The following is a 25,482-nucleotide window of genomic DNA, read 5'->3' as shown; positions in this document are numbered from 1 at the left end:
TAATGCAATATAGATTAAAATGGTAAGAAAATCCTGCTATAATTTAATGTATTACAAATCTCGGGGGAGGGCTACAAACATGCTTCCTAGCAATCAAAGCTCTTTAAATTACACTGATGAAATTGGAAAACTTGCCGGGTCATTCATGACCATGCGGCAAAATCTGCGAGAGCTAATTAGTCAACTAGCAGAAAAATCTAACCAGACTAATGATTTAGCCAATACCATGTCCCAAAGTACCAGCCAGGTATCAGAAGCATCCTCCTCCACGGCCGCTACCATTATGCAGATAGCGGCAAATTCAGACAATGTTGCCGAACGAGCCCAGGAAGTCGCTGTTAAGGCCAGAGAATCGGCGGATTTGGCTGATCACGGAGCCCAAAATATGCAGCAAATGACTGCTCAAATGAACTCCATAGCCACCGCCTCCCAGGACGCCGTGGCAGCAGCTCATCGTTTAAATGCTACTTCTACCAGAATAAACCAAATCCTGTCGGTTATTGGCAATATTGCCGACCAGACCAATCTTTTGGCCCTAAATGCTGCCATTGAGGCTGCCAGGGCTGGAGAACATGGCCGGGGGTTTGCCGTAGTGGCAGACGAAGTACGCAAACTGGCAGAGGAATCAGCCCAGTCCACCAAGGAAATCAGTAACTTAATTAACGGGATTCAAGTAGAAATTTTAGAAATTGTCTCCAAGATGGAAAGCACCAGCCAGGAAGCTGTTAAAGGAAGTGAAATTGTACAGGTAACATCTACCTCCTTTGTACAAATCCATGATGCCGTAAACGGAGTTAGCTCCCAGGTTGAGGATATGGCCTCAGCTACCCAGGAAATATCCAGCGGGGTACAAAATATTGCCGCAGCGGTGGAAGAACAGACCGCAACCCTTGAGGAAGTTAACAGTAATATTGAAATATTGGCCAGTGTATCCGATGATCTGCAGGGTATGGTTAAAAAATTCAAGCTATAAAGCGGAGGATGCTATGAAGAATTTAAGCTTAAAATGGAAGGTGTTAATCCCACTTATACTCGTGTTAGCCACCACTGTTTTGCAAATCAATCTCATTATAGCTATGAACCGTGCCCAACAGGAGGATGCTGTACGGGTTAACGTTGCAGGACGGCAGCGGATGCTAAGTCAACGCATGGCCAAGGATGTGTTTGGCTTTGTTTTATCAGCAAATTCCCAACACCAAGAGGACTTAAAAAAGGCCATGGATATTTTTGAAGAATCCCTTGGTGCTTTAAAAACAGGTGGCTCCTTGGAAGTAGGGGGAACCAAGGTAGAGGTAACGAAAACAAAAAACACAGAGATTGTAAAACTTTTGGTGGAAGCAGAAACAAACTGGCAAGGCATTAAGTCTGATATTCAGGGAATTAGCAGCATCACTGCTGATGCCATAGATCAGGCGGAGGCTGTTAATGTCAAGTTAGTTAAGATGGTAACCACCTTTGATCAAGCAACCAAAATGTACGAAACCGCTTCAGCTGTTACCGTTAAGGAAAATATGACTGTCATTTATGCCTGTGCAGTGGGCTATTTGTTACTGATACTCTTTTCCTGGCAGATTACTAACAGGTATATCATTAAACCTGTAACAGTATTGCAGAAGGCAGCGGAGGATATTGCCAAAGGAGATTTATCGCTTAACGACAAACACTAATTTTTTCAGCGAGGTCCGTGTTCAATAATGCACGGACCTGCGCTATACCAACTGGTGCCCCGTTTTTGGGAGGTAACGGTGCCATCTGGGTATTCTACTGTAACCCAAGATCGTACAACCAGCCCCTCTTGGCCGGGCATCATTATTTTTTCTTCTCCCGGTAATAAAGCAGGGTTTAATCGTTCCACTATCCAGTAATTTAATCGTTTAGTAACCACGTGGTGCCAGGTAACTTTGGGGGGGCTTTGTTGGCCGTAAAAGGCCATGTAAACGCTATTATCGACCTTCTGAGACCAAATTAACACCGGGCCACTGGTGTTATTTAAAAACCGTATGTCCTTTATACCATAAAATACCGTGGCATCCTGCCCCGGCGGCACATAAGGTACAGTCATGGAGTGTGGGCTACGTAAAACTATCTTTAAATTGCTAAAGGTAGCTACATTGTAAAGGAGTGAGGCAATCTTACAAACGCCGCCGCCTACCGTAGTGGTTACATTACTACCGGAATAAGTCGGCCCAGCCTGGTAACCCCGGTAAGAGGTATAAGGACCGATGGCACCATTCTGGGAGAAAATCTCACCGGGCTGTACTACCTTACCCGATAGTTGGCTTGCAGCCAAGCCTACGTTGTACTCTTCACCGGGTAACGGGTCGTGCAGGGTAGCCTTATAAGCTGCCATTTTGATAGGGGTATTATTTTTTGTTAAGGTAGCTTGAAACAAGGGGTCGCCTTCCCAGGGCAACGGTCCTTCATAAGATCGATCCATATCAGGAAATTGTTGATAAATATCCTCCGCATAAACCTCCTGCTCCGGCTTATCTATAGATATTTTTTCTTTTTCCACAGCATAAACGGGAATCTGGCAGAAGAGAGTTAGAAAAATTAGTAAGAATAAAGCTGGATATTTTACCATTGTTAGCCCCCATTTATCCGATAGTAATAAATTCGTAGCAATACTTTATTATGTTCAAACTGTTTTTTGTCATCCATCATCTCCAAATTTCCATTGTCCAGTGCCAGTCTATTATAAAAATAGACATATTTAAGAACAATAAATATATTAGCAAGATGTTACATAGCAAACGGTCTTGCTAACGTGGCCGCAGAAAAGGTAAAATTATCCTCGCACTGACTATTTTAGCAATATTTGGCGGAATAGATAACGCAGAGAAAGTAGATAGTTTCTAAGAGGTGATGGCATAGCATGCACGAGATTACAACGATCCTTCTCCAAAATATATATACGATCATTACAATCCTCAATATTTTTCTGGCCATCATTGTCATTTTTATGGAGAGAAGAAATATTGCAGAAACCTGGGCTTGGCTAATGGTTTTGCTGTTTTTGCCAGTGCTTGGTTTTATCCTATATTTAATTTTTGGTCAAAATATGAGCAGAAGAAAATTATATAAACTCAAAGAAGAAGAACAAAGCATCGTACTTAACATCCTGGGTAGCCAATGGGACCAGTTTTCGCAAAATCAATACCCCTTCTGTGACCCAGAGGCAGCGGCCTACCAGGATATGATTATGATGAATTTGAGCAGTGGAATGGCATTGTACACACAGGATAATAGTGTGGATGTTTTTACAGACGGAAAAGAAAAGTTTGAGGCGTTGTTTAAAACAATTGAAGAAGCCAGAGATCACATTCACCTTATGTATTACATCTTCATTGATGATGATATTGGGAGACGATTAAGGGATGCTTTGATTAGCAAGGCCAAAGAAGGTGTCGAAATTCGTCTTTTATATGACGATGTTGGCAGTGCTAACTTATCTAATCAATTTTTCCGTCCTTTTAATGAGGCAGGAGGAAAAGCAGCCGCTTTCTTTCCATCAAAAATCCCTTATTTAAATATTCGGGTAAACTATCGTAACCACCGTAAGCTAGTCATTATCGACGGACAGATTGGTTTTCTTGGCGGGTTTAATATTAGCAATGAGTACCTGGGATTAGATCAGCGTATTGGCTATTGGCGAGATACTCATTTACGTATTTGCGGCAGTGCCGTTCTGCAGCTTCAGGCTCAATTTTTTCTGGATTGGAATTTGGCTTCGTCTGATCCACTACAGGCCGCCCCGCGGTACTTTCCTATGGAGCAATCCACTGAAGCTCCCATTGGTCAAATCGGCATCCAAATCGTTTCAAGTGGACCTGATAATGAGAGAGAACAAATCAAAGATGCCTACATAAAAATGATTTACAAGGCAAAAAAATGCGTCTGGATCCAGACGCCCTATTTTATTCCAGATGAGAGTTTACTGAATGCCTTACGATTGGCCGCTTTATCGGGTATAGACGTTCGTATCATGATTCCGCGGGTTCCCGATCACAAGATGGTGTATTGGGCCACTTACTCCTATTTAGGAGACTTATTGCCATTAGGCGTTAGATGCTTTTTGTATGAAAAAGGCTTTCTCCATGCCAAAACCATTGTCGTGGACGGCCTAGCCACCTCTGTGGGAACAGCCAATTTCGATATTCGCAGCTTCAAATTAAATTTTGAGACAAACGCTTTTCTATACAATAGAGAAATCGGTACCCGGATGTTGCAAATTTACGAAAAGGATATCGAGAACTGTTGTGAATTATCCTTAGATGAATATGAGCAACGTTCACGATTCCAGAAAGCAAAAGAGTCCTTTACTCGATTGTTGTCGCCGATTTTGTAACCAGGATCAGGTAATCTACTATGAAGGAGTTTCTGTCATGCGTGAAACCTGTATTGATCAGACAATGAAGGAATGGACTAAATTTTTAATTACCTATAAATTTGCCTTAGATGAAATGCGAACAAAGCTTACTATTTTAAATGAGGAATTTCAGATTATGCATGATTACAATCCTATCGAACATATTAAAACTAGATTGAAAAAGCCAGACAGTATAGTAGGGAAATTAAAAAGTAAAAGTCTTGCCATTTCTTATGAAAATGCTCAACTACATATACGAGATATCGCTGGTGTACGGATTATTTGTTCCTTTACAACAGATATCTACAATATTTTAGACCTGATTTGTTCACAAGATGATGTTCGAGTACTGGAAATAAGAGATTATGTAAAAAACCCCAAACCAAATGGGTATCAGAGCCTCCACGCAATTATTGAAATTCCCGTTTTCTTATCCGGTGGAGCAAAACATCTTGCTGTAGAAGTTCAGATTCGAACCATTGCCATGGATTTTTGGGCTAGCTTAGAACATAAAATTTATTATAAATACAATAAAGGCATACCATCCAGCATCCAACATCGTCTGAAAGAAACAGCTGATATTGTTGCAGCGTTAGATTCAAAAATGTTAGCCTTGCAAAATGAAATTGAAAATCTACCCTAAGTTTCATTTGATATTGCTTACTGCTAAATCTTACTATTCCCAAACAGGCGTAATTTCCGTATAATTCATAAGGTAGATTTATCTAAAATAGGTAAAACTGTGTAAGAAAGGGGTGACGTATTTTGCTGGCAAGAGAGTTTTGGGACATAATTAATCGATATGATAAAAAATTTATAGCTTTTACCGAAAAGCAGCCAACACTAACCTTTACCCAAGATATACCGGAGTATTCCACCGGGCTGGAAAACGGTATGATGGCTGAACTGACCTACATTTCTGAACAGCAGGACATGCTCCATGTTGTTTGCGATTTGACGAACTTTAAAACATATAACAAAACATTTGAAAAACCGATCTATGAGGGAGAAAATGGTGCGTTTGTCAAGTGGAGTGAATCGTTCTTTTATCCTGAAGATAACATCGTAGAGTTCTTTATAGAGGCTAAAAATGAACTTCCCTTTGAAGTAGGGCAAAGCAATGGGTTATACAAAGAATACCTGGAAAGTCAATCTAACCTTACATACATAAAATGGCTAGAATCAACTTTGTTACAACTGAGGGAGTCCAGTTAAGGCGTTAACACCTCTGTCTTGGTTGCCGACCGGATGTACAAAAAGAGTCAGGGTACCATCCCTGACTCACCCTAACTCGTTTATTACATTGATAAGGTGCGTTTTAAAAATTCCCTGGTACGTTCTTGTGTTGGATTATTAAATATTTGCTCCGGGCTCCCCTCCTCGGCAATAACCCCTTTATCCATAAATACCACACGGTCCGCCACATCTTTAGCAAACCCCATCTCATGCGTTACAATTAACATTGTAAGACCGGATTCGGCAAGTTCTTTCATAACTGTGAGAACCTCTCCTACCATCTCTGGATCAAGGGCTGATGTTGGTTCATCAAACAACATCACATCCGGTTCCATAGAAAGTGCCCTGGCGATCGCCACGCGCTGTTTTTGGCCACCCGATAATTGTTTTGGCTTTGCATGAATATATTGATCCATCCCAACAACTTTTAAATATCTCATAGCTACTTTTTCGGCATCTGCTTTGGAGCGCTTTAATACTTTCATTTGTCCTACAACGCAATTGCCTAAAACATCATGGTTATTAAATAAGTTGAATTGTTGGAATACCATACCTAACTTGGTACGGTAGGCATAGATATCATGCTGATCATCTAAAATATTTTCTCCCTTATAAATGATTTGACCACCACTTGGTTTTTCTAACAGGTTAATGCAACGAAGAAGTGTTGATTTACCCGATCCAGATGAACCAATGATGCAGACTACCTCTCCTTTATTAACGGAGAAATCAATATCTTTTAGCACTTCATGATTACCAAAGGATTTGCTTAGATGTTGTATGTCAACCACTTTTTCCATAGTACTCATCCTTCGTTTATTATTATTTTCATCACGGTTTTGTTCTTCGCAACATATCTTCAGGTCTTTCTACTTGCATTTGATTACCACACAAGATGTAATTTTCCGGACCATCTAATTTCTTTTCGATAAAACGTAAAATTCTTGTTACTGTAAAGGTCATTATAAAATAAATAATACAGGCCACGAAAAAAGATTCAAAATACCTAAAGTTATTGCCAGCTACCGATTTTGTCTGGAAATATAATTCTGTTACAGAGATTACGTTAAGTACTGAGGTGTCTTTGATATTAATTACAAATTCATTACCTGTTGCTGGTAAAATATTCCGAATTACTTGTGGTAACACAACGTTTAGCATTGTCTGAATGTGATTCATGCCAATCGCATGAGCCGCTTCAAATTGTCCTCTATCGATGGAAATAATACCACCACGAACAATTTCTGACATATAAGCCCCTGTATTAATCGATACGATAAAGATAGCTGCAACTAATCGGTCCATATCCCACCCAAAGGCTAAAGCGGAACCGTAAAAAATAACCATCGCTTGCACAATCATAGGTGTTCCACGGAAGAATTCTATATAAGCAGAAAGAATAGCATTGGTAACTTTCAGAGCTACTCTTTTTGATCCCCGTTCAGGCATTGGCATAGTACGTATAACACCTACTATTAAACCAATAAGGGAACCTAAGATGGTACCAGTAATGGAAATTAAAAGGGTAATACCTGCGCCACGAATGAACATTGGACCATTTTCTAAAATAATTTTGATTATCCACTCAAAGCTCATCTTAGTCCTCCTTTAATATCGTTATAAAACCGGGTGCTTAAGGCACCCGGTTTTACATAATTATTATTTAGCTGCAGGTTGATTCTTGATAGCAGTATCCATAATACTTGTACGTTCTTCCTCTGAGATGCCTGCTAAAATTTTATTAATTTGTTCAGTTAAGGGGCTCCCTTTTACCACACCCACGGCAATTGCGGTATCATCATCGGAGGTATTGAATCCCTCTTTAAATTCTACCATGGCAAATTTGTCGTTAGCGGCTGTTGCACTAACACCTTCTGGGCGTTCTGAGACATACCCATCAATAATCCCCGATTCAAGAGCAACTCTCATCACTGGGAAATTATCCATAGCCGGCTGTTGGGCTACACCTTCAATTTGTTTAATTACTGAATAGTGGAATGTATTTAATTGAGCCGTTATTTTCGCTCCTTTGAAATCTTGGATAGCAGTAGCTCCCTCATATTTTCCACCTTTTTTAACAACCATAACTAAGTTTGATTTATAGTAGTTATCTGAGAAGTCAATGGTCTGCTTACGTTCTGCGGTAGGTGACATACCTGCGATAATGGCATCAATTTTGCCTGAAGTTAATGCCGGTACCAGACCATCCCATTCGGTCTTAACAATAACTAATTCTTTTCCTAAACCTTCAGCAATCTTTTTAGCGATTTCTACATCGTATCCACCTGCATATTCTGCATTGCCATCAATTTTAACACCACCATTGGACCCATCCATTTGAGTCCAGTTGAATGGTGCATAACCACATTCCAGACCAATCTTAAAGGTTCCACCCTTGGTGGCTGCTGGCTCGTTTGCCGGTTCTTTTGTCGGTTCTGGACTGCTACTTGACCCACACCCGGTTAATAGCATAACCGCTGATAGAGCCATTACTAAGAATAATGACAATTTCTTTCTCATACTAACCCTCTCCCCCACAATAAATTTAACATGTATTTTGGAATTATAATGCCGACCCCACTTGGTACTTAATTGATTGAAAACTGTCTAAGCTTGTCAATTCAACTTAGTAATTTTATCATTTTTTCCAAGTAGTTTCAAGAATAATCTGAGTAGTTTCACTTGTGAAGCCCTTTTCTTCTGAGGAAAAGGGCTTCACAAGGTTGCTTAAAAACAGGAGGATTATATCTATTGATTTTTGATGTTCATCATCAATGCCAAAACCCATCGAGACAGCGATATTACCACCAAAAAACCACCGACATCTAAACAATAAGCTATTACTGATGACCATTGCCTAGGATAAAAGTATCCTAACCAGCCCATTATTATTTCAAGCCCTAGAAAAAGTCCTGCTGTAAAAAGGATATAAAGAACCCTTTGCCAATTTTGGGAGGGATAATGATAAACTAGTATCATAGCAGCAGGAAATGCACTGGTCCAATAAAATGTGGGCAAGCCAACTAATTTATATAATAATGTATGATCTGTCCTGTAACTAATAGCTCCCAGCTTGATTAATAATATGTCAATGAGATATAAAAGGATTAGGCCAACTATGCCAGCAGGCCACAATTTCCTCCACTCTTTTATTGGTACTAATAATAACGCCAGCAACCAGGCCGCAAAGAAAAATACTATCCAGCCCACGGAATCTCGTCACATCCAACGGTACAGTCAAATCCGGCAGAACCTGTCCCAATAATGGCCATACTTATTCCCGCTTTCTTATAAAGAATAACATTTATTATGTTCAATAGCCAAAGGTACTATACCTTCTAACAACAAGCTGGATAATAATTGCATTGACGAATGGTTACCCTCTACTAGGTACATGCCAATTTACAAAGAATCTACCATGGTCTTTACTTCTCGGTTTATATCCGCAAAGTTCTTGTTAACTCCTTCATGCCATCTCTTGTCTTCAGCATATTTATGATTAATCCAAACTATTGGATCTATTGCTTGAGGTCTATTCTTACTGAGTTCTACCACAGTTCTTGCAGCAATCCTGGCTGAATCAAGAATATCCGTGTTATAGACTTGCCAACTGCCAAAAACATTAAATGGATTATTAGCAATAATGGCTGCATTACTGTGATTTTTAGGAACATAGGCTTGTTCCTGACCCGTAATCGCAATTAATAGTAATGGGTTAACATCCAGTTCAAAGGAAGCTTGAATGATTGCAGAAATATATTTTTCTTCGCTTAGTAGGGAGTTCTTCCTTACTAAATATGTAACTAAACTATCTTTATCGACCTCCCTATATCTTAAATAATTAGGCAAACTACTGTTACTTATTTGTTTTCCAGTGACCTCTTCCGCCTGTGCATTTTTAGAATTATTTTGTTCTAAAAATACATCATCCATATTTCCAATGGCTAAATAGGTAATAAAAACGGTTGTTATCAAAAATGAAGCAACTACCCTAGAATAAGCTAGCTTTCTAGCAGTAATTTTTTGCTTTACATAAGTATAAGTAACATGAATCCTATCTAGCAATTGTTGCAGTAACAATACCTTGTTTTTAAAGGTCCCGGCTCGGCCTAGGTCATATTCTATCCATTCGTCAGAAGAAGTGGACTGCCTGCGATACAATTGATCAAGATATTCCTTTTTAATGGAAGAATTACATTTGTTATTCAGCCAAATGACTAACGATTCTTTAAGCTCCTCTTCCGTATCTTTTAGAGCAAGACAAGCATAAAAAATATCCGTTCCCTTGATATTGTAATTATCTTTCATTACAGCTCGTTTAAGAACCTCATGTTTAACCCTATCCCTGATCTTTGTATCAAATTCTTCGATATGCTTATTCATTGCTTTATAAACTGCATCGGCTAAGATGATGGATCTCTCTTCTGGACTAGCCGTAGGAAATTTTTTCTGGATGTAGTTTCTAAATAATGTAACATGATTACTTTGCAATATCTCAATCTGTTCTAGTTTGGCTTCAAATTCCACCAGACTCACCTTTTAAGACTATATTTAACCATTCTACATAGAATAATATAATTTTTTATCCTTGACAAGAAACACAAATAACACGATTAATCAAGTGGGGAGATTACTATTTTGGCATTCTCCAACTATATCGTGACAAACTCCCCAATTCTGGCTTGTTTAAGAATTTCTTTACTATTGGTTTTTACTGCATCGTTTCTAAAACCGTTATCTTTAAAAACCACCCGCATCTTTTCGGGGGCTAGTTTATCCTTAAGCTGAATGATACTATCGATTAGAGCTGTGGTAATATCATCGTCCAGGCAAATCACCAGGGAGCCAAAACCTAGGGAATAAAGTTTTTTGCCGTTAACATCATATTCCTCCATTGGGACGGCGAGATCGATGCCATACTTCAGCATAATTTCATAGACCACATCCATTTCAGTCCGTCCCTGAACGTAGTTTGAAATCATATCTTCCAGGCTTGTTTGCAAATCGGCCAAATCGGGGTTCCATTTTTTAAAATTGGAACTAGCCAGCTTGAATACTTTAAAACCTATGTCCAGCCCCTCCACTGCACTCCCTTGTTCTGCTTTCATTTTTGCCCCTGCCCGACGAATACGTTCTTTGCCTATTTCACAGATATTTTTATATCCTACCTTGACAGCTTCTGAAGTCAGAGCGCAGGGTTCGGGCAGTTGCGCCATGATAAATCTTCGGTTACCCCCATCTTCAGCGTTTAGCTGCAATACCGCTTGGGCTGTGGTGGCAGAACCTGAAAAGAAGTCCAGAACTACATCATGCTGACCAACATTAAAATTCAGAAGATATTTTACTAGGCTGACAGGTTTCGGATAATCAAAAACTTTAAAGCCAAATAATCGCTCCAATTCCTTACTGGCCTCTTCATTGGTTTTTACGTTGAAGCTTCGATTAATTAAATTCCAGGGAACCTCAGGTTCATATTCCTTCTTTTCATAAGAGGGCGAGAATGCGATGGTCTTAATCGAAATTTTCGTCCCCGCCTCTATTTCCTTATTTAATTTATCCTGGCCCCACTTAAAATTGGCTTCCAAAATGACATCCTTAGTGAAATACCCGTCTTTAACCTCTGTGTCCTCCAGTAAGATTATCTTGTAACTGCTGGTACCATATTGGCCAGCCTGATACACCCCATCTGCTAAAGAAGTATCTACCACCTGCTTAGGAAATACTAATCTTTTCACCGCATTGCTTTGATTCAGCAGTCCGTTACTACTTTTACTTTCTTTTCTCAATCCTTTGAACTTGTGGTCATTTTTATTTTTTTCATAGCAAAGGATATATTCCACTGCCTTTTTGGTTTTTTTAGACAGGTTGGCAGGGGTCTCCGTTTTAACCCAGGAGAAGATATCAATAAAGTTGTTTTCTCCAAAAACTTCATTGCAAAGCTTCTTTACGTTATCCAGCTCGTTATCATCAATACTGATAAAGATCACGCCATCGTCTGTCAGTAAATTCCTGGCTAATCGTAAGCGTGGATACATCATATTTAACCAGTTGGTATGATAGCGACCCGCTTTTTCACTATTGGTAGAAAGCTTTAAGCCATCCTCCGTTTTTTGCCCGGTCAGGCGTAGGTAGTTTTCTAGGTTATCTCTATAATCATCGGAATAAACAAAATCATTACCTGTATTATAGGGTGGATCTATGTAAATAGCTTTCACTTTATTGTGATAGGCCTTTTGCAACAGTTTTAAAACCTCTAAATTGTCTCCCTCCAGATAGAGGTTTTGTGTGGTATCCCAGTCCTTGCTCTCCTCCTGGCAAGGTAGCAGCGTCCCAGTGGACGGAGTTTGCGATAATCGCAAGGCCTGGACTTTACCTTGCCAAGTAAAACTATACCGTTCATTAGCATGATCTATATGTTGACCTAAAACTGCTTGCAGCATTGCAAAATCGATTTTATCCTCAGTCACAATTTCCGGGAAGAGTATCTTCAGTTTCTTTACATTTTCTGAAACCAGGTCTAAACTCGTGCCATTAAGGGATGCTTCCAACATATTGTTGTCCTCCTCCAAGTGAATACCCCCCATACTCCTGAACCGCAAACTATTGAAAACCATTCCCTACACTTCTTCGATAAATGTCTTAAAATTATCTACATCTTTAAATGCTACACCATGCCCCAGTTCTTCAAAGTGTTTATAGCCGCACTTCATTTTTGCATACTCCGTAGGCCTTAGTGCCTCAGGTAAAATAGTAGCCTTGGTTTCCAACACAAAATAGAGCTTTTGCTCACCATTCTTTTCAATTAGCACCGCCCAATCGGGGTTATAACTTCCCAGAGGGGTAGAAATTTTAAACCAATTTGGTAGCTTGGCATAGAGTTTAACCCCTGGGTTATGCTCAAACCTTTCGGCAAAACCGGCTTCATTGGCGGAATCGTAAATCACATACTGATAAACAGATTTAGAACTCTCCAGCATATTTTTTGAGAGATAGCCGAAGAGCTCCTTATCCTGAAATAGCTCCTGGGCGTAATATTCTTTATCACCAATTTTGGTGTATTTGATACCATCCACAATAAACAACCGCATTTGTGTGGAAATAATTTTGGCTACCTTATCCATATATTTTTGAGGATTTTTCTTAAACAGGTGCAACGTATTGCTTTTTAGTAAGATATCTACGATGGTCCTACGGGTAAGGCTGGTTTCATTTTGCAAAAAGGAGATAATGTCCGGCAGGGTTTCCCGCAGGTTGGTAGTCAGCACCGATTCTCGTTTTTTTTCAGTGGTTGCAACGCCCCCGGCGGCAATATCCAAGGTTGCTTTGGTATAGATGAGCCTGGCTGCTTCAACGCGTACATTGTTTTGTATTTCTCCACAGCACTTGTCGATAAGTTTCTTGCTATCAAAATCAACAGCATAGGTGGTTTTATACTTAATTTTATCCCAAAGTAAGTTGAATTCTTCGCTCAGGAATACCTGCTTATTCAAACTGACTTTCTGTCTGTCGGCGGTATTTTTAATAGGTAGGGTACCGCTAACCTTCTTAACAAGGGTTACAATGTCAGTTCTGGCAGATTCGTACGCCTTGGGCAGCTCCAGAGCGTTATTTTTGAGAGCCGTTTTCAACTTATCCTGCACTTTTCCCCGGACATCAATATATTCCCTGGCCACAAAGAATTTGTATAGTTGTTCCGATGCTTCCCGACCTAGATAGATAAAGTCTCCCTCTGGCTGCCTGAGAGAAAGGTTGGCAAAGAAGTGGGTTTCTATCACGCCGAATTTAATGCCTTCTTCCCTTTCAATCTCTTCCTGCAAGCCTTTGGCAAAACTTTCATAGCTTTCATTGGCCATTACCGTTAAAATGTTTATTCCAAAGCCACGCAGGCGCTCGCCCTGCTGATTGACACAAAGGCGCAACCCCCGGCCAATTTCCTGGCGTTTTTTTACCTCAGAGGAGGTTTCATTGAGGGTACAGATTTGAAATACATTGGGGTTATCCCAGCCTTCTCGCAAAGTTGAGTGGGAGAAAATAAAGCGCAGCTTGGTAGCAAAACTTAATAATTTTTCTTTATCCCGCAGGATGAGATTGTAGGCATCCTCATCGGCTTGGCTTTTCCCACTGGTATCCTTAAATGTCCCTTTCTTATCCTGGGAAAAATAACCATTATGAACTCCTGCCAGGGCACTATCTACATCAATATCCCCCAATAGTGTACGATACTTGGGCAAAGTAATTAAATCCTTGTATTCCTCTTCAAAGATGATGGCGTATTTACCCTGCCGGGGATTCCCTTGTTCATCGTAATAGCGGTAGTTAGCCACCCGATCGATAAAGAAAAGACTAAGAACCTTGACTCCCAGATCCTTAAAACGTAGCTCTTTATCTAAATGTTCTTCAATAGTCTTACGGATTTGCTGACGCTTGATGGCTAGGTCATCGATATCCCCCAGTGATAAACCGATGCGTAAGATTTCCTGTTTGCTGGTAAAATTAACATATTCCTGGCCTGGGACACAGTAGATTTCATTCACGATATAGTCCTGATAAACATCTCGACTGCCGGATTTCTCGTATAAATTATCTCCCTGTTTTACCGTGACGGTTTTACGCTGAACCTGGCCTTTCCTGTGCACATCAATTTCGATTTTAGCCGTAATGGGGGATTTTTTATTATCCACACTGACCAGCTTTAAATAGGCGTTATTATGATAATCCTTAGATTCTAAGCCGGCTACCTCGATTTGTTTGACTAAGCCCAGTTCATAGGCATCTACCGAATCCAGTTTGTACACCAAATTATGTTTATCCACATGAGTAGCAGAATAGCGTAAGGTACACAGGGGATTGAGGGATTTTATAGCTTCTTTGGACTTGGGTGTGGTGTCCACCGATTGAGGTTCATCAATGATCACGATCGGGTTGGTCTCCCGAATTAATTCAATGGGTTTCATACCATTCATGCGATCGTTTCTACGGTGAATGATATTGGCCTTACTTTCTTTACCGGTATTCTCAAAACTTTTACGGAAAGCATCAATATTAATGATCATGATCTGGATATTGTCACTAACCGCAAAATTACGCACCTGCTCCAGTTTTTCACTATGGTAGATAAAAAACTCATAGATGCAATTATCGTAGAGGTCTTTAAAATGTTCCTTGGTAACTTGCAAAGATTTATAGACCCCTTCTTTAATGGCGATGGAGGGTACAACGATAATGAACTTGGTAAAGCCATAGTTCTTGTTCAACTCTAAAATGGTGCGGAGATAGACATAGGTTTTCCCTGTGCCGGTTTCCATTTCCACAGCAAAGTCGTATTTGCCTTTCCCAAGCATTTTAGTCTGGGCTAAACCATACCTTAATTGCACGGCTTGTAGATTTTTTAGAATAGCCGCTTCATCTAGCTCCCGCTTATTGCCTACACCATGACCGGTGTCTAGCATACCAATTTGTTGATCCCAGTCAGTGACCGTAAAGTTAGCTTGCATAAGAGTTTGTCCTTTAAATAAATCCACTACCGCAGCTACCGCTTGTTTTTGATAGGATAAATCCTTGTCAAACTGTAGTTTCATCTTTTCACCTATCTCTCGCCTGTAAGCAACTTCTAAAATTTTTAACCATTATCTTCTTGATTAGGTACTCAATTTGCAGGCATAGCCTATTTACTGGCGCCATCATCTTCGTTCATAATGATCTCGATTAAAAGACTTGCAACCTCTGGATCAAATTGGTTACCAGCGTTTATTTCAAGTTCCAGGATTGCTTCTTTGACAGTCATGGCCCTCCTGTATACACGGTCGTTGGTCATGGCATCGAAGGCATCCACCACCGCCAGAATGCGGCAAACGAGAGGGATTTCTTCTCCTTTTAATCCACGCGGATAACCTTCTCCGTCCCAGCGTTCGTGGTGTGAAAGGATAAAGTCTGAGACAATTGCCAGATCGGGGGTCGCCTGGGCAATACGATAACCGATTTCAGGGTGCCGTTTCATCTCGTCCCATTCTGCAGAGGTAAGAGTACCGGACTTTTGCAAGATATTTGGATTAATACTGACCTTCCCGATATCATGCAGGAGAGCAAGCAAGGAAAGCTCATCCATCTCTTTTGAAGAAAGCTGAATCTTTCTTCCTATGGCATGACAGTATTTTTCTATCCGCTTTGAATGACCCTCAGTCTCATTGCTCTTTTCATAGAGTGTAGCAAGCAAAGTACTGATGATTGCATTCCGATAGCTCTTGCCGTCTAAAAGCTTCTGGTGATACATATATTCCTCAGCTTCCTGTATGGCAGCCTGGATACTGCTTTCCATCGTACCTTTGCTGGCGCAGCCAAGGGATAGGCTAAGGGACAGGTTGCTGCCTTCCATGGCGATATGAGTATTTTTAATTCTGTGAATAACTGCTTCCGCTGCTTTTAAGCTTGTCTTGGGCATTAAAATAACGAATTCATCGCCGCCCAAGCGAGCGATTAAATCATCCCCTTTACAGTTCTTTTCCAATAGCCTGGCTACATTTTTCAGCAAAACATCTCCGGTTCTGTGTCCAAATACATCATTTGTGATTTTAAGGCCGTTGACATCCCCCATAATTACAGAAACTGGCAGATACTCTGCCCTATCCAGTCGGATCATTGCTTCCTCTATGTAGCGCCTGTTGTAAAGACCGGTCAAAGGATCATGATAGCTTAAAAACTTAATTTGCTTACTATGCTCTTTTTCACTGCTGACATCACGGAATACCATCACAACGCCGTTAGTCTGTCCATCTTTTGTTTTTATGGGTGCAGCGTTGTCGGCAATTGGGAGGCACTGTCCATGACGATTTATCAGCTCTGTGTGATTCGCAAGACCAACAATTCGACCTGTTTCGAGTACCTTTTGGATTGGATTCTCTATCGGCTGCTTGGTATCTTCATTTTGCAGGATAAATACATCGCTAAAAGGCCTGCCAATCGCCGCATTGTTATCCCAGCCCGTTAATTCCTGGGCCACACCGTTCAGGCTGGTGATCATGCCACCGTTGTCCGTTGTGACTACGCCATCTCCGATTGACCGCAGCGTCGTCTCAAGCAATTCCTTTTCCTTCATTAGCTCATTACGATACATTTCTCGATCCGTCGCGTCAAAAATAATGGAATAGAGTAGTTTACTTTCCCCGTCAATAATGGGGCTGGAATAGACATCCAACAGCCTAGTCTCTCCGCTTTTTAAGCGATAGGGGACAGCAGAACAGTGGTTTTGTTCATTTAAACTTTGAAATCTTTTCTCAAGCTGATCGGATGGAAGCATATTAATATCCGAAATCTTTAGGCTGAGAAGCTCTTCTCTGGAATAGCCGTAAAACTTGCAGGCCGCAGGGTTTGCGTCCATGATACATCTAGAAGCAGGATCGAAAATCAGTTGGATTGCATTGTGCTGATTGAACATGGCCTGAAGCCGCTGGGCCAGCATAACATAGCACCGCTGCGCCTGTTCCAATCTTTTTCTGCTGGAAAGAAGCATGATAAATACAATGCAACCTACCACGGTGGTCAGCAGGATGGATGCAATGCTAGTACCTACCACATCTTTAAAGATACGCTCCGAACGCAACAGTACGTCCGGCCCCCGCACAAAGGTTACCAGATGCCAATCGTTATACTCCAATTGATCCGCAGATACGAAGTAGGTTTCTCCCTTGCGGTTGAATGTGGTGCTGTCCATATCCCGGCTACTGATGATGCTAGCAATTTGGTTCACTTCCGCCCGAGTCAGGCCATATTTTCCTAAATCGGTGAACAGGTTGCCTTTTTGGTTCGGTTCATATGTGTTAAAGATGATGCGCCCATCGGAGGTGACTAGACAGCTTTGCACGTGCTTGTAGACGGCGCTATCGGAAATCTCCGGGAGCAAGCCGTCCGCCTGTATGCGGGTATATAGAGCACCCGTTACTCCGCCATCCTCCAGCAGCGGCGTAATCACGGAAAAATAATAGCCCGCCAAGGGTTCGTAATAGCGTATGTCGCTCACCACGGTTTCACCCCGGTTCAACCGCTGATAGGTTTCCCTTTCCAAAGCACCCGCCACCATCTCCTCCCGGGTGATATATTCGATGGCATGGGTAGGGTTCATGACGTTTATTTGCTCTAAAAATCCTTGGGACCAATGGCCGTCAATAAACCGGGGCATGGCTTCCGCCGCCCGTATGGTGCTGCTTGCGTCCGTGATAACCTGATTGATCCGAGCGGCGTTGTTGTGGGTATGAATGTTTAGGCTGCTGGTCACCATGCTTTCGAACTCCTCATTCAGCCTCTGCTTTTGCTGCATGAAAAGCAGGATGATGGAAGACACAAACAGAAGACTGCACAAAACTAACACCAGAACCGACTTTTTCCCCAGCACTGGCTCATTCTTTTGCTTTATATCCTTCATCTGGCTCCCCCCTTCGCAGCACCTAATCGAATGTTTTATTTGTATGGATTGTAATAAAGAAGGTGCCGAATAAGCCCCCTCCCTCTGCAAAGTGGTTAGGCACTTTTCCAGCACCAACTGTCGAATGTAGTGATCAGTTGATTTAAATTTATTTTGACACGGCAACTGAGCGTTTTTCAAGACTTATTGATAAATTTTGGCAGGAATCTTTGAAACTCTGCTATGGAATGGTGTTATCTGAATTGTCAAATTTAGTTTCGCCCGTAACACACCCTAAAAGTACTTTGGAATGAGTTCAAAAATGCCCTAAAAATAGAGTATGTCCTGCGTTTTTCACGCAGGACATACATTGTGCAGGTTAATTTCTGAATCAATGATGGAAAAAGATTTTACGAGTTCACCCGACATTCCTTACAACCTGCAGGCAAATTAGAATTCAGTTGCTTTTAGCAGATGGTCGTGGCTAGCGGGTCAGGTGGGAAGGATAGCATGTTCTTGGATCCAACGCGAGATATATTCCTTGGATATTATACCCTCTGCAATGGCAAAACCTAAATCCACCAGTTCATCCTCGTGAAATTCGATGGGGTAATCATTGTAATCCAGTAGAATTAACATTAAATATATCCCCAGCCGCTTGTTGCCATCCACAAAAGGGTGATTGTTTATTACACCGTAACAAACAGCCGCAATTTTACTTTCGATATCGGGGTAAAGATCCTGCCCATCAAAGGTAGCTTGGGCGTTATAAATAGCCGATTGCAGTAAACTAATATCCCTGAGTCCTGTGGCCCCGCCGGTTCTCTGGGACATTTTTCCATGTAGCTTAAGAATATAATCAATCGAAAGCCATTTCATTCGGCTAACCTCTTAAAAGCGTTTAGATTCTTTTCCAGGATTTTATCAGCGATGATATCCAGTTTCTGTTCCTCAGCCCGTTGGGCTTCGTAATCCTCAAAGTCTATGATCAAATATCTTGGCTTGTTATTTTTCATGACAATAACTTTCTTTTTTTCATCTACCAGCCGGGCCACTTTAGAAAAATTCTGGTTCGCATCGGAAATGCTTACAATACAATCGGTATTGATATTCATAGCAGCACCTTCTTTATTTTTTATTTACAGTATACTATATTTAGGATTTATTTAACCTATTATTTTAGGTGTTTCCCCCTCTTTATGCTCAATTATGTCTTTCTAATAGAAAAATCAGCCGGCCTGCAAAAAGAACTAAAAGAAACTGAAAAATGGCAATTCGTGAGGCTTTTCATCAGAAAGATAGAATTTAACCCAAAGACTACCATTAAATGGTTCAGTGACCCGCTAAAAAAGCATAAAGGGGATGTAGATTTAAACTACATCCCAATATGTAATGCCTTGGTGAGAATGCTCATAACGACAAACTCGGAAACCCATGTAAAATAGGGATTTACGACCACAAGCAAACAGATATTCCATTGTGTTTGCACGCAAACGTGCCTATCGAGACAAGACGGGGATGCTTAAGTTTGTCGGCTGGTTCTTAACAATATATAGAACATGAGAACAGGGAAACCAGCTGGTTTCCCTGTTCTCATGTTCAAACGCCCGGTAGTTTCATTTCACATACCTTACACTATTTCAATCCACAGCACATAGCTGACTTTCTAAGATTAGCATATACCAGTTTCGTATTTTATAGAAGTGTCTGTATTCTTTCCAGGCTTAAATTCAGTGTTAGGTAGGTGAATACTTTCGACTAGCAAAGAATAATATGTAGTGAGGAGGTGAGAAAAATTAGGATTCGCGCATCGCCAATACTTTGTGTGTGTTCCTAGGAAAGTTAGACATAACAGAAGGTCGTCGATAAAAAATCGACGACCTTCTTCTTATGGTGTCGAAGGCGGGACTTGAACCCGCATGGTCTCCCACACGCCCCTCAAACGTGCGCGTCTGCCAATTCCGCCACTCCGACATGTCTTAATCGCAAGTGTTATTATAGCATGACAGGTATTGTGAGGCAAGAAGTTTAAATAAGAAATGTGTGGTTTTTATTAAATTTTTCGGTTTTATTTACATAGAAAGGAGTACTGGCTATCCCTTAGCATTTCTTTTAGAATCTTCTTAACGCTTTGCCCGTGTAAATCTTCATTCATTTTGTTTTGTATCTTTTTAAAGGTCCACTTTGATAAGGTTTCGTCTTTTAAGTCCCTTTCAATTGCTAAAAAGGCATCCAAAAAAAATTTTCGCCAAGCATTTTCTAAGGAACTTTTCTTCGTCAATCTAAATAATGCAGGATTAGCTAGGTGTTCCCTTCTTTCTTCCATGGTTGCACCAAGAAGCAGTAAGGAATCATTAATTTTATTTTTTACGTTACTTTTCAATTGTTTATCTAATACGGTTTCTTCCAAAGAAGATAAAATGATTTTAACTGCAACTAAAAGAGAATCACTTTTATTCATTGCCTTGGGAAATAGAATAAAATAGCAATGGTACATGAAAATTATTGGCAGGAGCAAAATGATGGCACAGATATAGTTTTGCCAATTCGGATGCTGCTCTAGATTTTGAGCAATTATCGTTACGGTGATAATACTCAAAAAGATCATACTGAGGTACTTTTTCATAGGAACACCTCTATTTGATAAGAGCTTTTAAGTTTTTCGATTATACTATGTATTAATTGCACAATCATTTTACCATAACTTTTATAGGGAGAAAATATCTTAATCATATCTACGCTAGGATTTGTAAAAATAAAGTGATGGGCTAAGTCACCCATCACTTCACTCATTCTTCTGTTTTTTCCGTTTCCTTATTAAAAGGTTCTACAAAGGTATTGTTGTCCACTGGAAAAGGTGGTACTAGTTCCTCGATATATTCCTTGGGCAGAGGAATGGTAGACTCTATCACATTGCCTGCTTCATCTTTTTTTAGGACCACATATTTTTCACTTTCGTAATTTTTTTCGTTCACCGTACCCCCCCTTTATTTAATGGGTAATTGTTGTTGGTCATTATTGTAACCGTCTACGAAGAATTTCAATCGGAACCCCAAAAGAAAGAATTTTTTTAGCAAATTAGGGTCACCTTATAAAGAATACTGCATAATACTACAGGAGGGATAGCATTGCCGGAGCAGGAGAAAATTCGTTTAACTACTTTGGATGAGTTCGCCCAATATTTGAAAAATATTGGAACAGGACAATTAGCTTTTACAGCATATCCTATTTCTGGTAACCCCGAAGCGTTCCACTATGACGGTTATGAACAGTTAGTAACCCGGGTGTCAGACGGAAAATCCTTTGATAACGTAGAAGATTTTCTATGTTACGCCTTTCAATGCGACCAGGAAGGCTACACCCACACTGAGTATGTAGATATTACCGTACAAAGCTGATAAAACCCCTGCCGTCTCGGCAGGGGTTAGCTTTAATAATAAACTTGCACCAGATGTAACCCTTTGGCTGCCGCTGTGGGGCCAGCTAAGTTTCGATCTCTTTTCTCTAGAACTTCTTTGAGTTGAGTTGGTTTCATCCTGCCCAAGCCCACCTCCAAGAGAGTGCCCGTGATGATACGGACCATATTATGCAAAAAGCCGTTACCACGAAAGGTTACTTCTACTAAGCACTCTTCCTTTGTTATATCAATACTGTATATTTCTCTTATGTTAGATTTTTTCTTGGAGCGAGAGGATACAAAAGCAGAAAAATCATGTTGACCTAACAGATAAGAAGTAGCCAGCTGCATCGCTGCCAAGTCTAAAGGTTCGGAAATATGCTCCACATATTTCCGAAGAAAGGGGTTATGGTAAGGGGCATTCCATATTTTATAAATATATTGCTTCGCTACAGCATGGTATCTAGCATGAAATCGCTCGTCTACTTCCTTTATATCCGTAACAACAATATCCTCGGGAAGGTAGTGGTAAAGGTATTGCTGTATTTCAGCAGTTCTTTTGGTGCTGCTGGTTTTAAAATTAGCCACTTGACCCTGTGCGTGTACCCCCACATCGGTACGGCCCGAGCCAATGATTTCAATTTCTTCCCCAGTCATTTTGGACAACACCTGCTCGATCTTACCTTGCAACGTGTTATCAGTGTTACCTAATCGCTGCCAGCCCTTGTATCTGGAGCCATCATACTGAATGGTTAATTTAAAGTTGCACATCCCTAGACTCTCTTTCGGTCAAAAATTTGTGTGGCATAGTTTCCTCTTTAAGGTAGAATAGTATTATCGTGTTGTTATTATAACATAAGGAGATGAAATCATGCCTCAGCTGTTATTAAGAGGTGTCGAGACTGAAAAAATTCTGCCCGTCAGTACCGAAATGTTGGATGAACTGCAGGGAATTATTGGCTGCCCCCGGAGTGATTTAACGTTAGAATGCCTAACGTCCACTTTTATCTTGGATGGTCAACGATCCAAGGGTTACCCCTTTGTCGAGATCGCTTGGTTTGATCGGGGGCAGGAGGTGCAAGATCAAGTGGCATTGGCAGTAACCAAAGCCATGCAACGAGCGGGTTATGAAAGTGTGGATATTATGTTTACTCCTCTGGAAAAAAACCGCTATTATGAAAATGGACAACATTTTTAAAGAAATCAAGGAAATGGAAAATTAGCTCTTTTTATCTCTCAGGCAGTTGGCCTGGGTTTATTTTTGGCTGTCCTTATTATAAACAAAGTTTCCTGCAACAGGGAAAATAGTATATGAGAAGAACATATAACATAGAAACAGTCCGGGTGGTACTAAATTGAAAGGGTGTTTGCTATGTATTTAAATAATTTATTTGTTTTTGGCACCTTACTTCCTGGTTTAGAGAACTACCAGCGTTTTGTGGAAGCGTATAAACCCCAGGTCCATGTGGCCCGCACCAAAGGAGCTATGTATTTTCTGCCGGAGGATGGCTATCCGGTTGTAACGGATAACGGTGAAGGTGAAATTAAAGGAGTCCTGTTTGTTACTAGGGAGATGCCTATCATATTACCCCAAATTGATGAGATTCAAAAATATACGGGAGTGGACAGTCAAAGCCACTTGATTCGGGAGATTAAAGATGTGGAATTGATAGAAACAGGAGAAGTGGTAAAGGCCCATATGTACCTGTGGCCTCGCTCCAAGACAGCATGGCTAAAGGAACATGGTGTTGTTATTCCGGACGGAGATTGGGCCAGATTTTTACATGAGCTAAATCGAGTAAAAGAGAGTGACTAAATAGGTTATGCCCTATACTATAAGACGTTGGTGGGGGCCAGTTTGTCGTTATACAGGAGTATCCTTTTCTGATATGCCAAGCAGAAGGGCTGCATAATTAGCAGCCCTTCCCACAGAATCAGCCGTGCAAAATCCCACAATAGATACTTCCTTACAGACCTCTTTACAAAATACATGCTTAAGTTGCCTAAAACTGACATTAGGGTATCCATGGATACCCTAATGTCAGTGCTTTTTATTTGATGATAGACTTTAAGTTCTCGGTGGCAGCAAATAGCTCCTCGGAAGAGGCGGTGATTTCCTGTGCCACCCCTGCGGATGAATTGGCTAATTCCTGTACCTGTATAGATTCATCGATTAGCTTTTGAATGAGTTCGTCCAGTTCTCTTTGGTTACCGTTTACTTCAGACTTATACATATTTACGGATTTCAATTTCTCGTGAGTATCATTAGATAGCTTCATAACCTCTCCAGCTACTACGGCAAAGCCTCTGCCGTGCTCACCAGCCCTAGCTGCCTCAATTTGAGCGTTCAGACTTAGCATCTTCGTTTGATCGGCAATGCCGGAAATGTTATCTGCCATCTCAGAAAAATAGCTGAAAGTTTTAATGACTGTATTAATTTTTTCCTGCAGTTGCTTAATCTCCTCACCATGCAGGGTAATATCCCCTAAAAGACGGCTGGACATCTCAGCATTCCTTTGGTTGCCCTGGACAATTTCATTAGTGGTGGCAATAAGGGCTTCCGTGTTTTCTCTCACAAGTGTGTTTACTTGTTTAGCCTCAGTATGTAGCTTTTCTGCAAGGTCCCTCTGGTAAACGATGCAGCCGCCAGGTTTGTTTTCCCCATTGAATACCGCCACTGCCCGTTCACGGCAGGTTTTATAGCCACAGGCTCGGCAATTCAATTCATCTTCCCGACTATACTTACCGTCCTGCTCCAGAATCACTCTTAGTTCCGCGTCGCTGGGTATACTTTTATGGTAACATCTATTATCCCAGGTTCTGGTAAATTGATTATTCTTTATCAGTTGCTCAACCACATCAATCCAGCGTTTAAATTCAGGAGCTTCCACGGTATTTTTAGTCAGGAAGCGATACCCCTTGTATTTTTTAAATAGACCTTGCTGCTGTACTTTCTCAAAGCGGCTCTGGGTATACTCCGATACAATCCTCTTATGCTCTAATAAGTTACCCTTCACACCCATTGCCTTCCCTACGATACAACCTTCACAATATAAAATATCAATGAGGGTGGGATAATCTGCAAGGGTTTTATCCCTTTTTTTATCTGCCGCCATGTGTCTTAAAAATTCCAGGCTTCTTTCTTCTCCCTCCAGGATAAGGATATCATTACCAATAGGATTTAGTTCTAACCCTCCAGAAAACTGTTCCAGGGTTTTAGTTAATCCTCCGGAAATTGGGAATCCTGCACCATACAGGGCTTGCATACCATCAAATTCTACTTCCTCCAAGCTAGCCGGTTTAATGCCAGCCTCATCGAACATTTCAATAATTTCTTCAAAGGTAAGTACCTCTTCAAAAAGTCTTAGCTTGTCATCCAATAACTCCGATTTTTTTGCTACACAAGGACTGGCTCCAATGATGGAAATATTCTCTTTATTCCAGTGCTTTACCAATACAGCTTGGGCTGCCATAGGACTCAGTATTGGAGCAAATTCCTCGATGAGCTCTGGAGTATGTTTTTCAATAAAATTCATTAAGGAGGGGCAAGGACTGGTAATAACATGAGTATGCCCTTTACCCTTTGTCTTTACTAGTTGATTAACGTAATCAAGATAAACCTTGGTTACGATATCCGCACCAAAACTGGACTCGTAAATCAGCTTAAAACCTAGTTTCTTTAAAGCACCGCAAAATTGTCCTGGACTGCAGTTATATTTTTTTCTGGCTACAATTATATAGGAGGGTGCCAGCACAACAGCACAATTTCTGTCTAAGAGAAGCTGTCTGACATTGTTTACACTCTTTCTATATTGTTTTGCCTTCTTACTACAAACACCCATGCAAAGCCCACAGTTTAAGCAACTATCCTGGATAATTTCGGCTTTACTATCTTTAATTTTAATGGATTTAGTTGCACAAACCTGAAGACAAGCGGAACACTCCCTACATCTTTCCTTGTCTGTGTACACAATGCCGTTTAACACTTGGAAGTAGCCCCCTATTGTGAATTATTATCAATGGATTATATTGTCATTTTAACATAGTTTTTTGTTGTTAGTGTATGAAAATTGTCACATTTTCGGT

23 protein-coding genes and 1 tRNA gene are annotated in these 25,482 nt (G+C 40.7%); 8 read left to right on the top strand and 16 right to left on the bottom strand.

Annotation, left to right across the window (positions count from 1 at the left end; all coding sequences use genetic code 11):
- The first annotated feature begins 19 nt into the window (after positions 1–19).
- Together BUA78_RS20060 and BUA78_RS01750 are read left to right on the top strand one after the other, a co-directional pair.
- The gene (locus BUA78_RS20060) at positions 20–973 is read left to right on the top strand and encodes a methyl-accepting chemotaxis protein (RefSeq protein WP_084082267.1); all 954 of its coding nucleotides are present in this window, start codon (positions 20–22) and stop codon (positions 971–973) included.
- 13 nt (positions 974–986) lie between these two features.
- On the top strand, positions 987–1,667 hold the full coding sequence (locus BUA78_RS01750; protein WP_072910567.1) for a type IV pili methyl-accepting chemotaxis transducer N-terminal domain-containing protein: 681 nt from the start codon (positions 987–989) through the stop codon (positions 1,665–1,667).
- Positions 1,668–1,672: 5 nt separating this feature from the next.
- Here BUA78_RS01750 and BUA78_RS01745 read toward each other — a convergent pair whose 3' ends face one another.
- Positions 1,673–2,584 carry a VanW family protein gene (locus tag BUA78_RS01745; RefSeq protein WP_072910566.1) on the bottom strand — a complete coding sequence of 304 codons (912 nt, stop codon included), beginning with the start codon at positions 2,582–2,584 and terminating at the stop codon, positions 1,673–1,675.
- 291 nt (positions 2,585–2,875) lie between these two features.
- Between BUA78_RS01745 and cls the strand changes: the two genes are divergently transcribed.
- The 3 genes from cls (at position 2,876) to BUA78_RS01730 (ending at position 5,584) form a co-directional block, all read left to right on the top strand.
- A complete protein-coding gene (gene cls, locus BUA78_RS01740; protein WP_072910565.1) occupies positions 2,876–4,348 on the top strand; it encodes a cardiolipin synthase in 1,473 nt (490 codons plus the stop codon).
- A gap of 37 nt (positions 4,349–4,385) precedes the next feature.
- A complete protein-coding gene (locus tag BUA78_RS01735; protein ID WP_072910564.1) occupies positions 4,386–5,012 on the top strand; it encodes a GTP pyrophosphokinase in 627 nt (208 codons plus the stop codon).
- Positions 5,013–5,134: 122 nt separating this feature from the next.
- Entirely contained in the window at positions 5,135–5,584 is a 450-nt protein-coding gene (locus BUA78_RS01730; RefSeq protein WP_072910563.1) for a hypothetical protein, read from the top strand.
- A gap of 83 nt (positions 5,585–5,667) precedes the next feature.
- Here BUA78_RS01730 and BUA78_RS01725 read toward each other — a convergent pair whose 3' ends face one another.
- The 13 genes from BUA78_RS01725 to BUA78_RS01660 form a co-directional block, all read right to left on the bottom strand.
- The gene (locus tag BUA78_RS01725) at positions 5,668–6,405 is read right to left on the bottom strand and encodes an amino acid ABC transporter ATP-binding protein (protein WP_072910562.1); all 738 of its coding nucleotides are present in this window, start codon (positions 6,403–6,405) and stop codon (positions 5,668–5,670) included.
- 31 nt (positions 6,406–6,436) lie between these two features.
- Positions 6,437–7,201, bottom strand: a complete 765-nt coding sequence (locus tag BUA78_RS01720) for an amino acid ABC transporter permease (protein WP_072910561.1) — start codon at positions 7,199–7,201, stop codon at positions 6,437–6,439.
- 63 nt (positions 7,202–7,264) lie between these two features.
- Positions 7,265–8,125 carry a transporter substrate-binding domain-containing protein gene (locus BUA78_RS01715; protein WP_072910560.1) on the bottom strand — a complete coding sequence of 287 codons (861 nt, stop codon included), beginning with the start codon at positions 8,123–8,125 and terminating at the stop codon, positions 7,265–7,267.
- A 228-nt stretch (positions 8,126–8,353) separates the two neighbouring features.
- Entirely contained in the window at positions 8,354–8,815 is a 462-nt protein-coding gene (locus tag BUA78_RS01710; RefSeq protein ID WP_072910559.1) for a hypothetical protein, read from the bottom strand.
- Positions 8,816–9,007: 192 nt separating this feature from the next.
- Positions 9,008–10,132, bottom strand: a complete 1,125-nt coding sequence (locus BUA78_RS01705; RefSeq protein ID WP_072910558.1) for a hypothetical protein — start codon at positions 10,130–10,132, stop codon at positions 9,008–9,010.
- Positions 10,133–10,257: 125 nt separating this feature from the next.
- Positions 10,258–12,174 carry a site-specific DNA-methyltransferase gene (locus tag BUA78_RS01700; protein ID WP_338011591.1) on the bottom strand — a complete coding sequence of 639 codons (1,917 nt, stop codon included), beginning with the start codon at positions 12,172–12,174 and terminating at the stop codon, positions 10,258–10,260.
- A 48-nt stretch (positions 12,175–12,222) separates the two neighbouring features.
- Positions 12,223–15,183, bottom strand: a complete 2,961-nt coding sequence (locus BUA78_RS01695) for a type III restriction-modification system endonuclease (protein WP_072910556.1) — start codon at positions 15,181–15,183, stop codon at positions 12,223–12,225.
- An 86-nt stretch (positions 15,184–15,269) separates the two neighbouring features.
- Complete coding sequence (locus BUA78_RS01690; RefSeq protein ID WP_238456679.1) at positions 15,270–18,020, bottom strand: HD domain-containing phosphohydrolase; 2,751 nt, start codon at positions 18,018–18,020, stop codon at positions 15,270–15,272.
- A 471-nt stretch (positions 18,021–18,491) separates the two neighbouring features.
- Positions 18,492–18,878, bottom strand: coding sequence for a type II toxin-antitoxin system death-on-curing family toxin (locus tag BUA78_RS01685; RefSeq protein ID WP_072910555.1), 387 nt, complete (start codon positions 18,876–18,878; stop codon positions 18,492–18,494).
- Complete coding sequence (locus tag BUA78_RS01680) at positions 18,875–19,114, bottom strand: type II toxin-antitoxin system Phd/YefM family antitoxin (protein ID WP_072910554.1); 240 nt, start codon at positions 19,112–19,114, stop codon at positions 18,875–18,877. The genes BUA78_RS01685 and BUA78_RS01680 overlap by 4 nt, the downstream gene beginning before the upstream one ends.
- Positions 19,115–19,890: 776 nt before the next feature.
- Positions 19,891–19,973, bottom strand: a tRNA-Leu gene (locus tag BUA78_RS01670).
- 94 nt (positions 19,974–20,067) lie between these two features.
- Complete coding sequence (locus BUA78_RS01665) at positions 20,068–20,625, bottom strand: hypothetical protein (RefSeq protein ID WP_072910552.1); 558 nt, start codon at positions 20,623–20,625, stop codon at positions 20,068–20,070.
- A gap of 163 nt (positions 20,626–20,788) precedes the next feature.
- Positions 20,789–20,974, bottom strand: a complete 186-nt coding sequence (locus BUA78_RS01660) for a hypothetical protein (RefSeq protein WP_072910551.1) — start codon at positions 20,972–20,974, stop codon at positions 20,789–20,791.
- Positions 20,975–21,127: 153 nt separating this feature from the next.
- Between BUA78_RS01660 and BUA78_RS01655 the strand changes: the two genes are divergently transcribed.
- Positions 21,128–21,397, top strand: coding sequence for a hypothetical protein (locus BUA78_RS01655; RefSeq protein WP_238456678.1), 270 nt, complete (start codon positions 21,128–21,130; stop codon positions 21,395–21,397).
- 32 nt (positions 21,398–21,429) lie between these two features.
- On the opposite strand, the gene truA is transcribed toward BUA78_RS01655, so the two are convergent.
- Entirely contained in the window at positions 21,430–22,167 is a 738-nt protein-coding gene (gene truA, locus BUA78_RS01650; protein WP_072910549.1) for a tRNA pseudouridine(38-40) synthase TruA, read from the bottom strand.
- A 100-nt stretch (positions 22,168–22,267) separates the two neighbouring features.
- On the opposite strand from truA, the gene BUA78_RS01645 reads away from it, so the two are divergent.
- Both BUA78_RS01645 and BUA78_RS01640 read left to right on the top strand, forming a co-directional pair.
- Complete coding sequence (locus tag BUA78_RS01645) at positions 22,268–22,594, top strand: DUF1904 domain-containing protein (protein WP_072910548.1); 327 nt, start codon at positions 22,268–22,270, stop codon at positions 22,592–22,594.
- 174 nt (positions 22,595–22,768) lie between these two features.
- Positions 22,769–23,212 (top strand): gamma-glutamylcyclotransferase family protein, encoded by a 444-nt coding sequence (locus BUA78_RS01640; RefSeq protein WP_072910547.1) that lies wholly within the window; start codon positions 22,769–22,771, stop codon positions 23,210–23,212.
- A gap of 235 nt (positions 23,213–23,447) precedes the next feature.
- Here the strand turns inward: BUA78_RS01640 and BUA78_RS01635 are convergent, their stop codons facing one another.
- Complete coding sequence (locus BUA78_RS01635; protein ID WP_072910546.1) at positions 23,448–25,382, bottom strand: [Fe-Fe] hydrogenase large subunit C-terminal domain-containing protein; 1,935 nt, start codon at positions 25,380–25,382, stop codon at positions 23,448–23,450.
- Between the last annotated feature and the right edge of the window lie 100 nt (positions 25,383–25,482).

The sequence above is a fragment of the Desulforamulus aeronauticus DSM 10349 genome (assembly GCF_900142375.1).
Taxonomy (GTDB): domain Bacteria; phylum Bacillota; class Desulfotomaculia; order Desulfotomaculales; family Desulfotomaculaceae; genus Desulfotomaculum; species Desulfotomaculum aeronauticum.
The sequence above is the reverse complement of the archived record's forward strand: the minus strand, read 5'-3'. Positions and strand labels throughout refer to the sequence as shown.

Excerpts from the sequence above, each read along its gene's own strand:
- BUA78_RS01720 (WP_072910561.1), bottom strand. The coding sequence starts at position 7,201 with ATGAGCTTTGAGTGGATAATCAAAATTATTTTAGAAAATGGTCCAATG.
- BUA78_RS01715 (WP_072910560.1), bottom strand. The coding sequence starts at position 8,125 with ATGAGAAAGAAATTGTCATTATTCTTAGTAATGGCTCTATCAGCGGTT.
- BUA78_RS01695 (WP_072910556.1), bottom strand. The coding sequence starts at position 15,183 with ATGAAACTACAGTTTGACAAGGATTTATCCTATCAAAAACAAGCGGTA.
- BUA78_RS01735 (WP_072910564.1), top strand. The coding sequence starts at position 4,386 with ATGCGTGAAACCTGTATTGATCAGACAATGAAGGAATGGACTAAATTT.
- BUA78_RS01725 (WP_072910562.1), bottom strand. The coding sequence starts at position 6,405 with ATGGAAAAAGTGGTTGACATACAACATCTAAGCAAATCCTTTGGTAAT.
- BUA78_RS01640 (WP_072910547.1), top strand. The coding sequence starts at position 22,769 with ATGTATTTAAATAATTTATTTGTTTTTGGCACCTTACTTCCTGGTTTA.
- BUA78_RS01645 (WP_072910548.1), top strand. The coding sequence starts at position 22,268 with ATGCCTCAGCTGTTATTAAGAGGTGTCGAGACTGAAAAAATTCTGCCC.
- BUA78_RS01750 (WP_072910567.1), top strand. The coding sequence starts at position 987 with ATGAAGAATTTAAGCTTAAAATGGAAGGTGTTAATCCCACTTATACTC.
- BUA78_RS01745 (WP_072910566.1), bottom strand. The coding sequence starts at position 2,584 with ATGGTAAAATATCCAGCTTTATTCTTACTAATTTTTCTAACTCTCTTC.
- truA (WP_072910549.1), bottom strand. The coding sequence starts at position 22,167 with ATGTGCAACTTTAAATTAACCATTCAGTATGATGGCTCCAGATACAAG.
- cls (WP_072910565.1), top strand. The coding sequence starts at position 2,876 with ATGCACGAGATTACAACGATCCTTCTCCAAAATATATATACGATCATT.
- BUA78_RS01685 (WP_072910555.1), bottom strand. The coding sequence starts at position 18,878 with ATGAAATGGCTTTCGATTGATTATATTCTTAAGCTACATGGAAAAATG.
- BUA78_RS01690 (WP_238456679.1), bottom strand. The coding sequence starts at position 18,020 with ATGAAGGATATAAAGCAAAAGAATGAGCCAGTGCTGGGGAAAAAGTCG.
- BUA78_RS01665 (WP_072910552.1), bottom strand. The coding sequence starts at position 20,625 with ATGAAAAAGTACCTCAGTATGATCTTTTTGAGTATTATCACCGTAACG.
- BUA78_RS01680 (WP_072910554.1), bottom strand. The coding sequence starts at position 19,114 with ATGAATATCAATACCGATTGTATTGTAAGCATTTCCGATGCGAACCAG.
- BUA78_RS20060 (WP_084082267.1), top strand. The coding sequence starts at position 20 with ATGGTAAGAAAATCCTGCTATAATTTAATGTATTACAAATCTCGGGGG.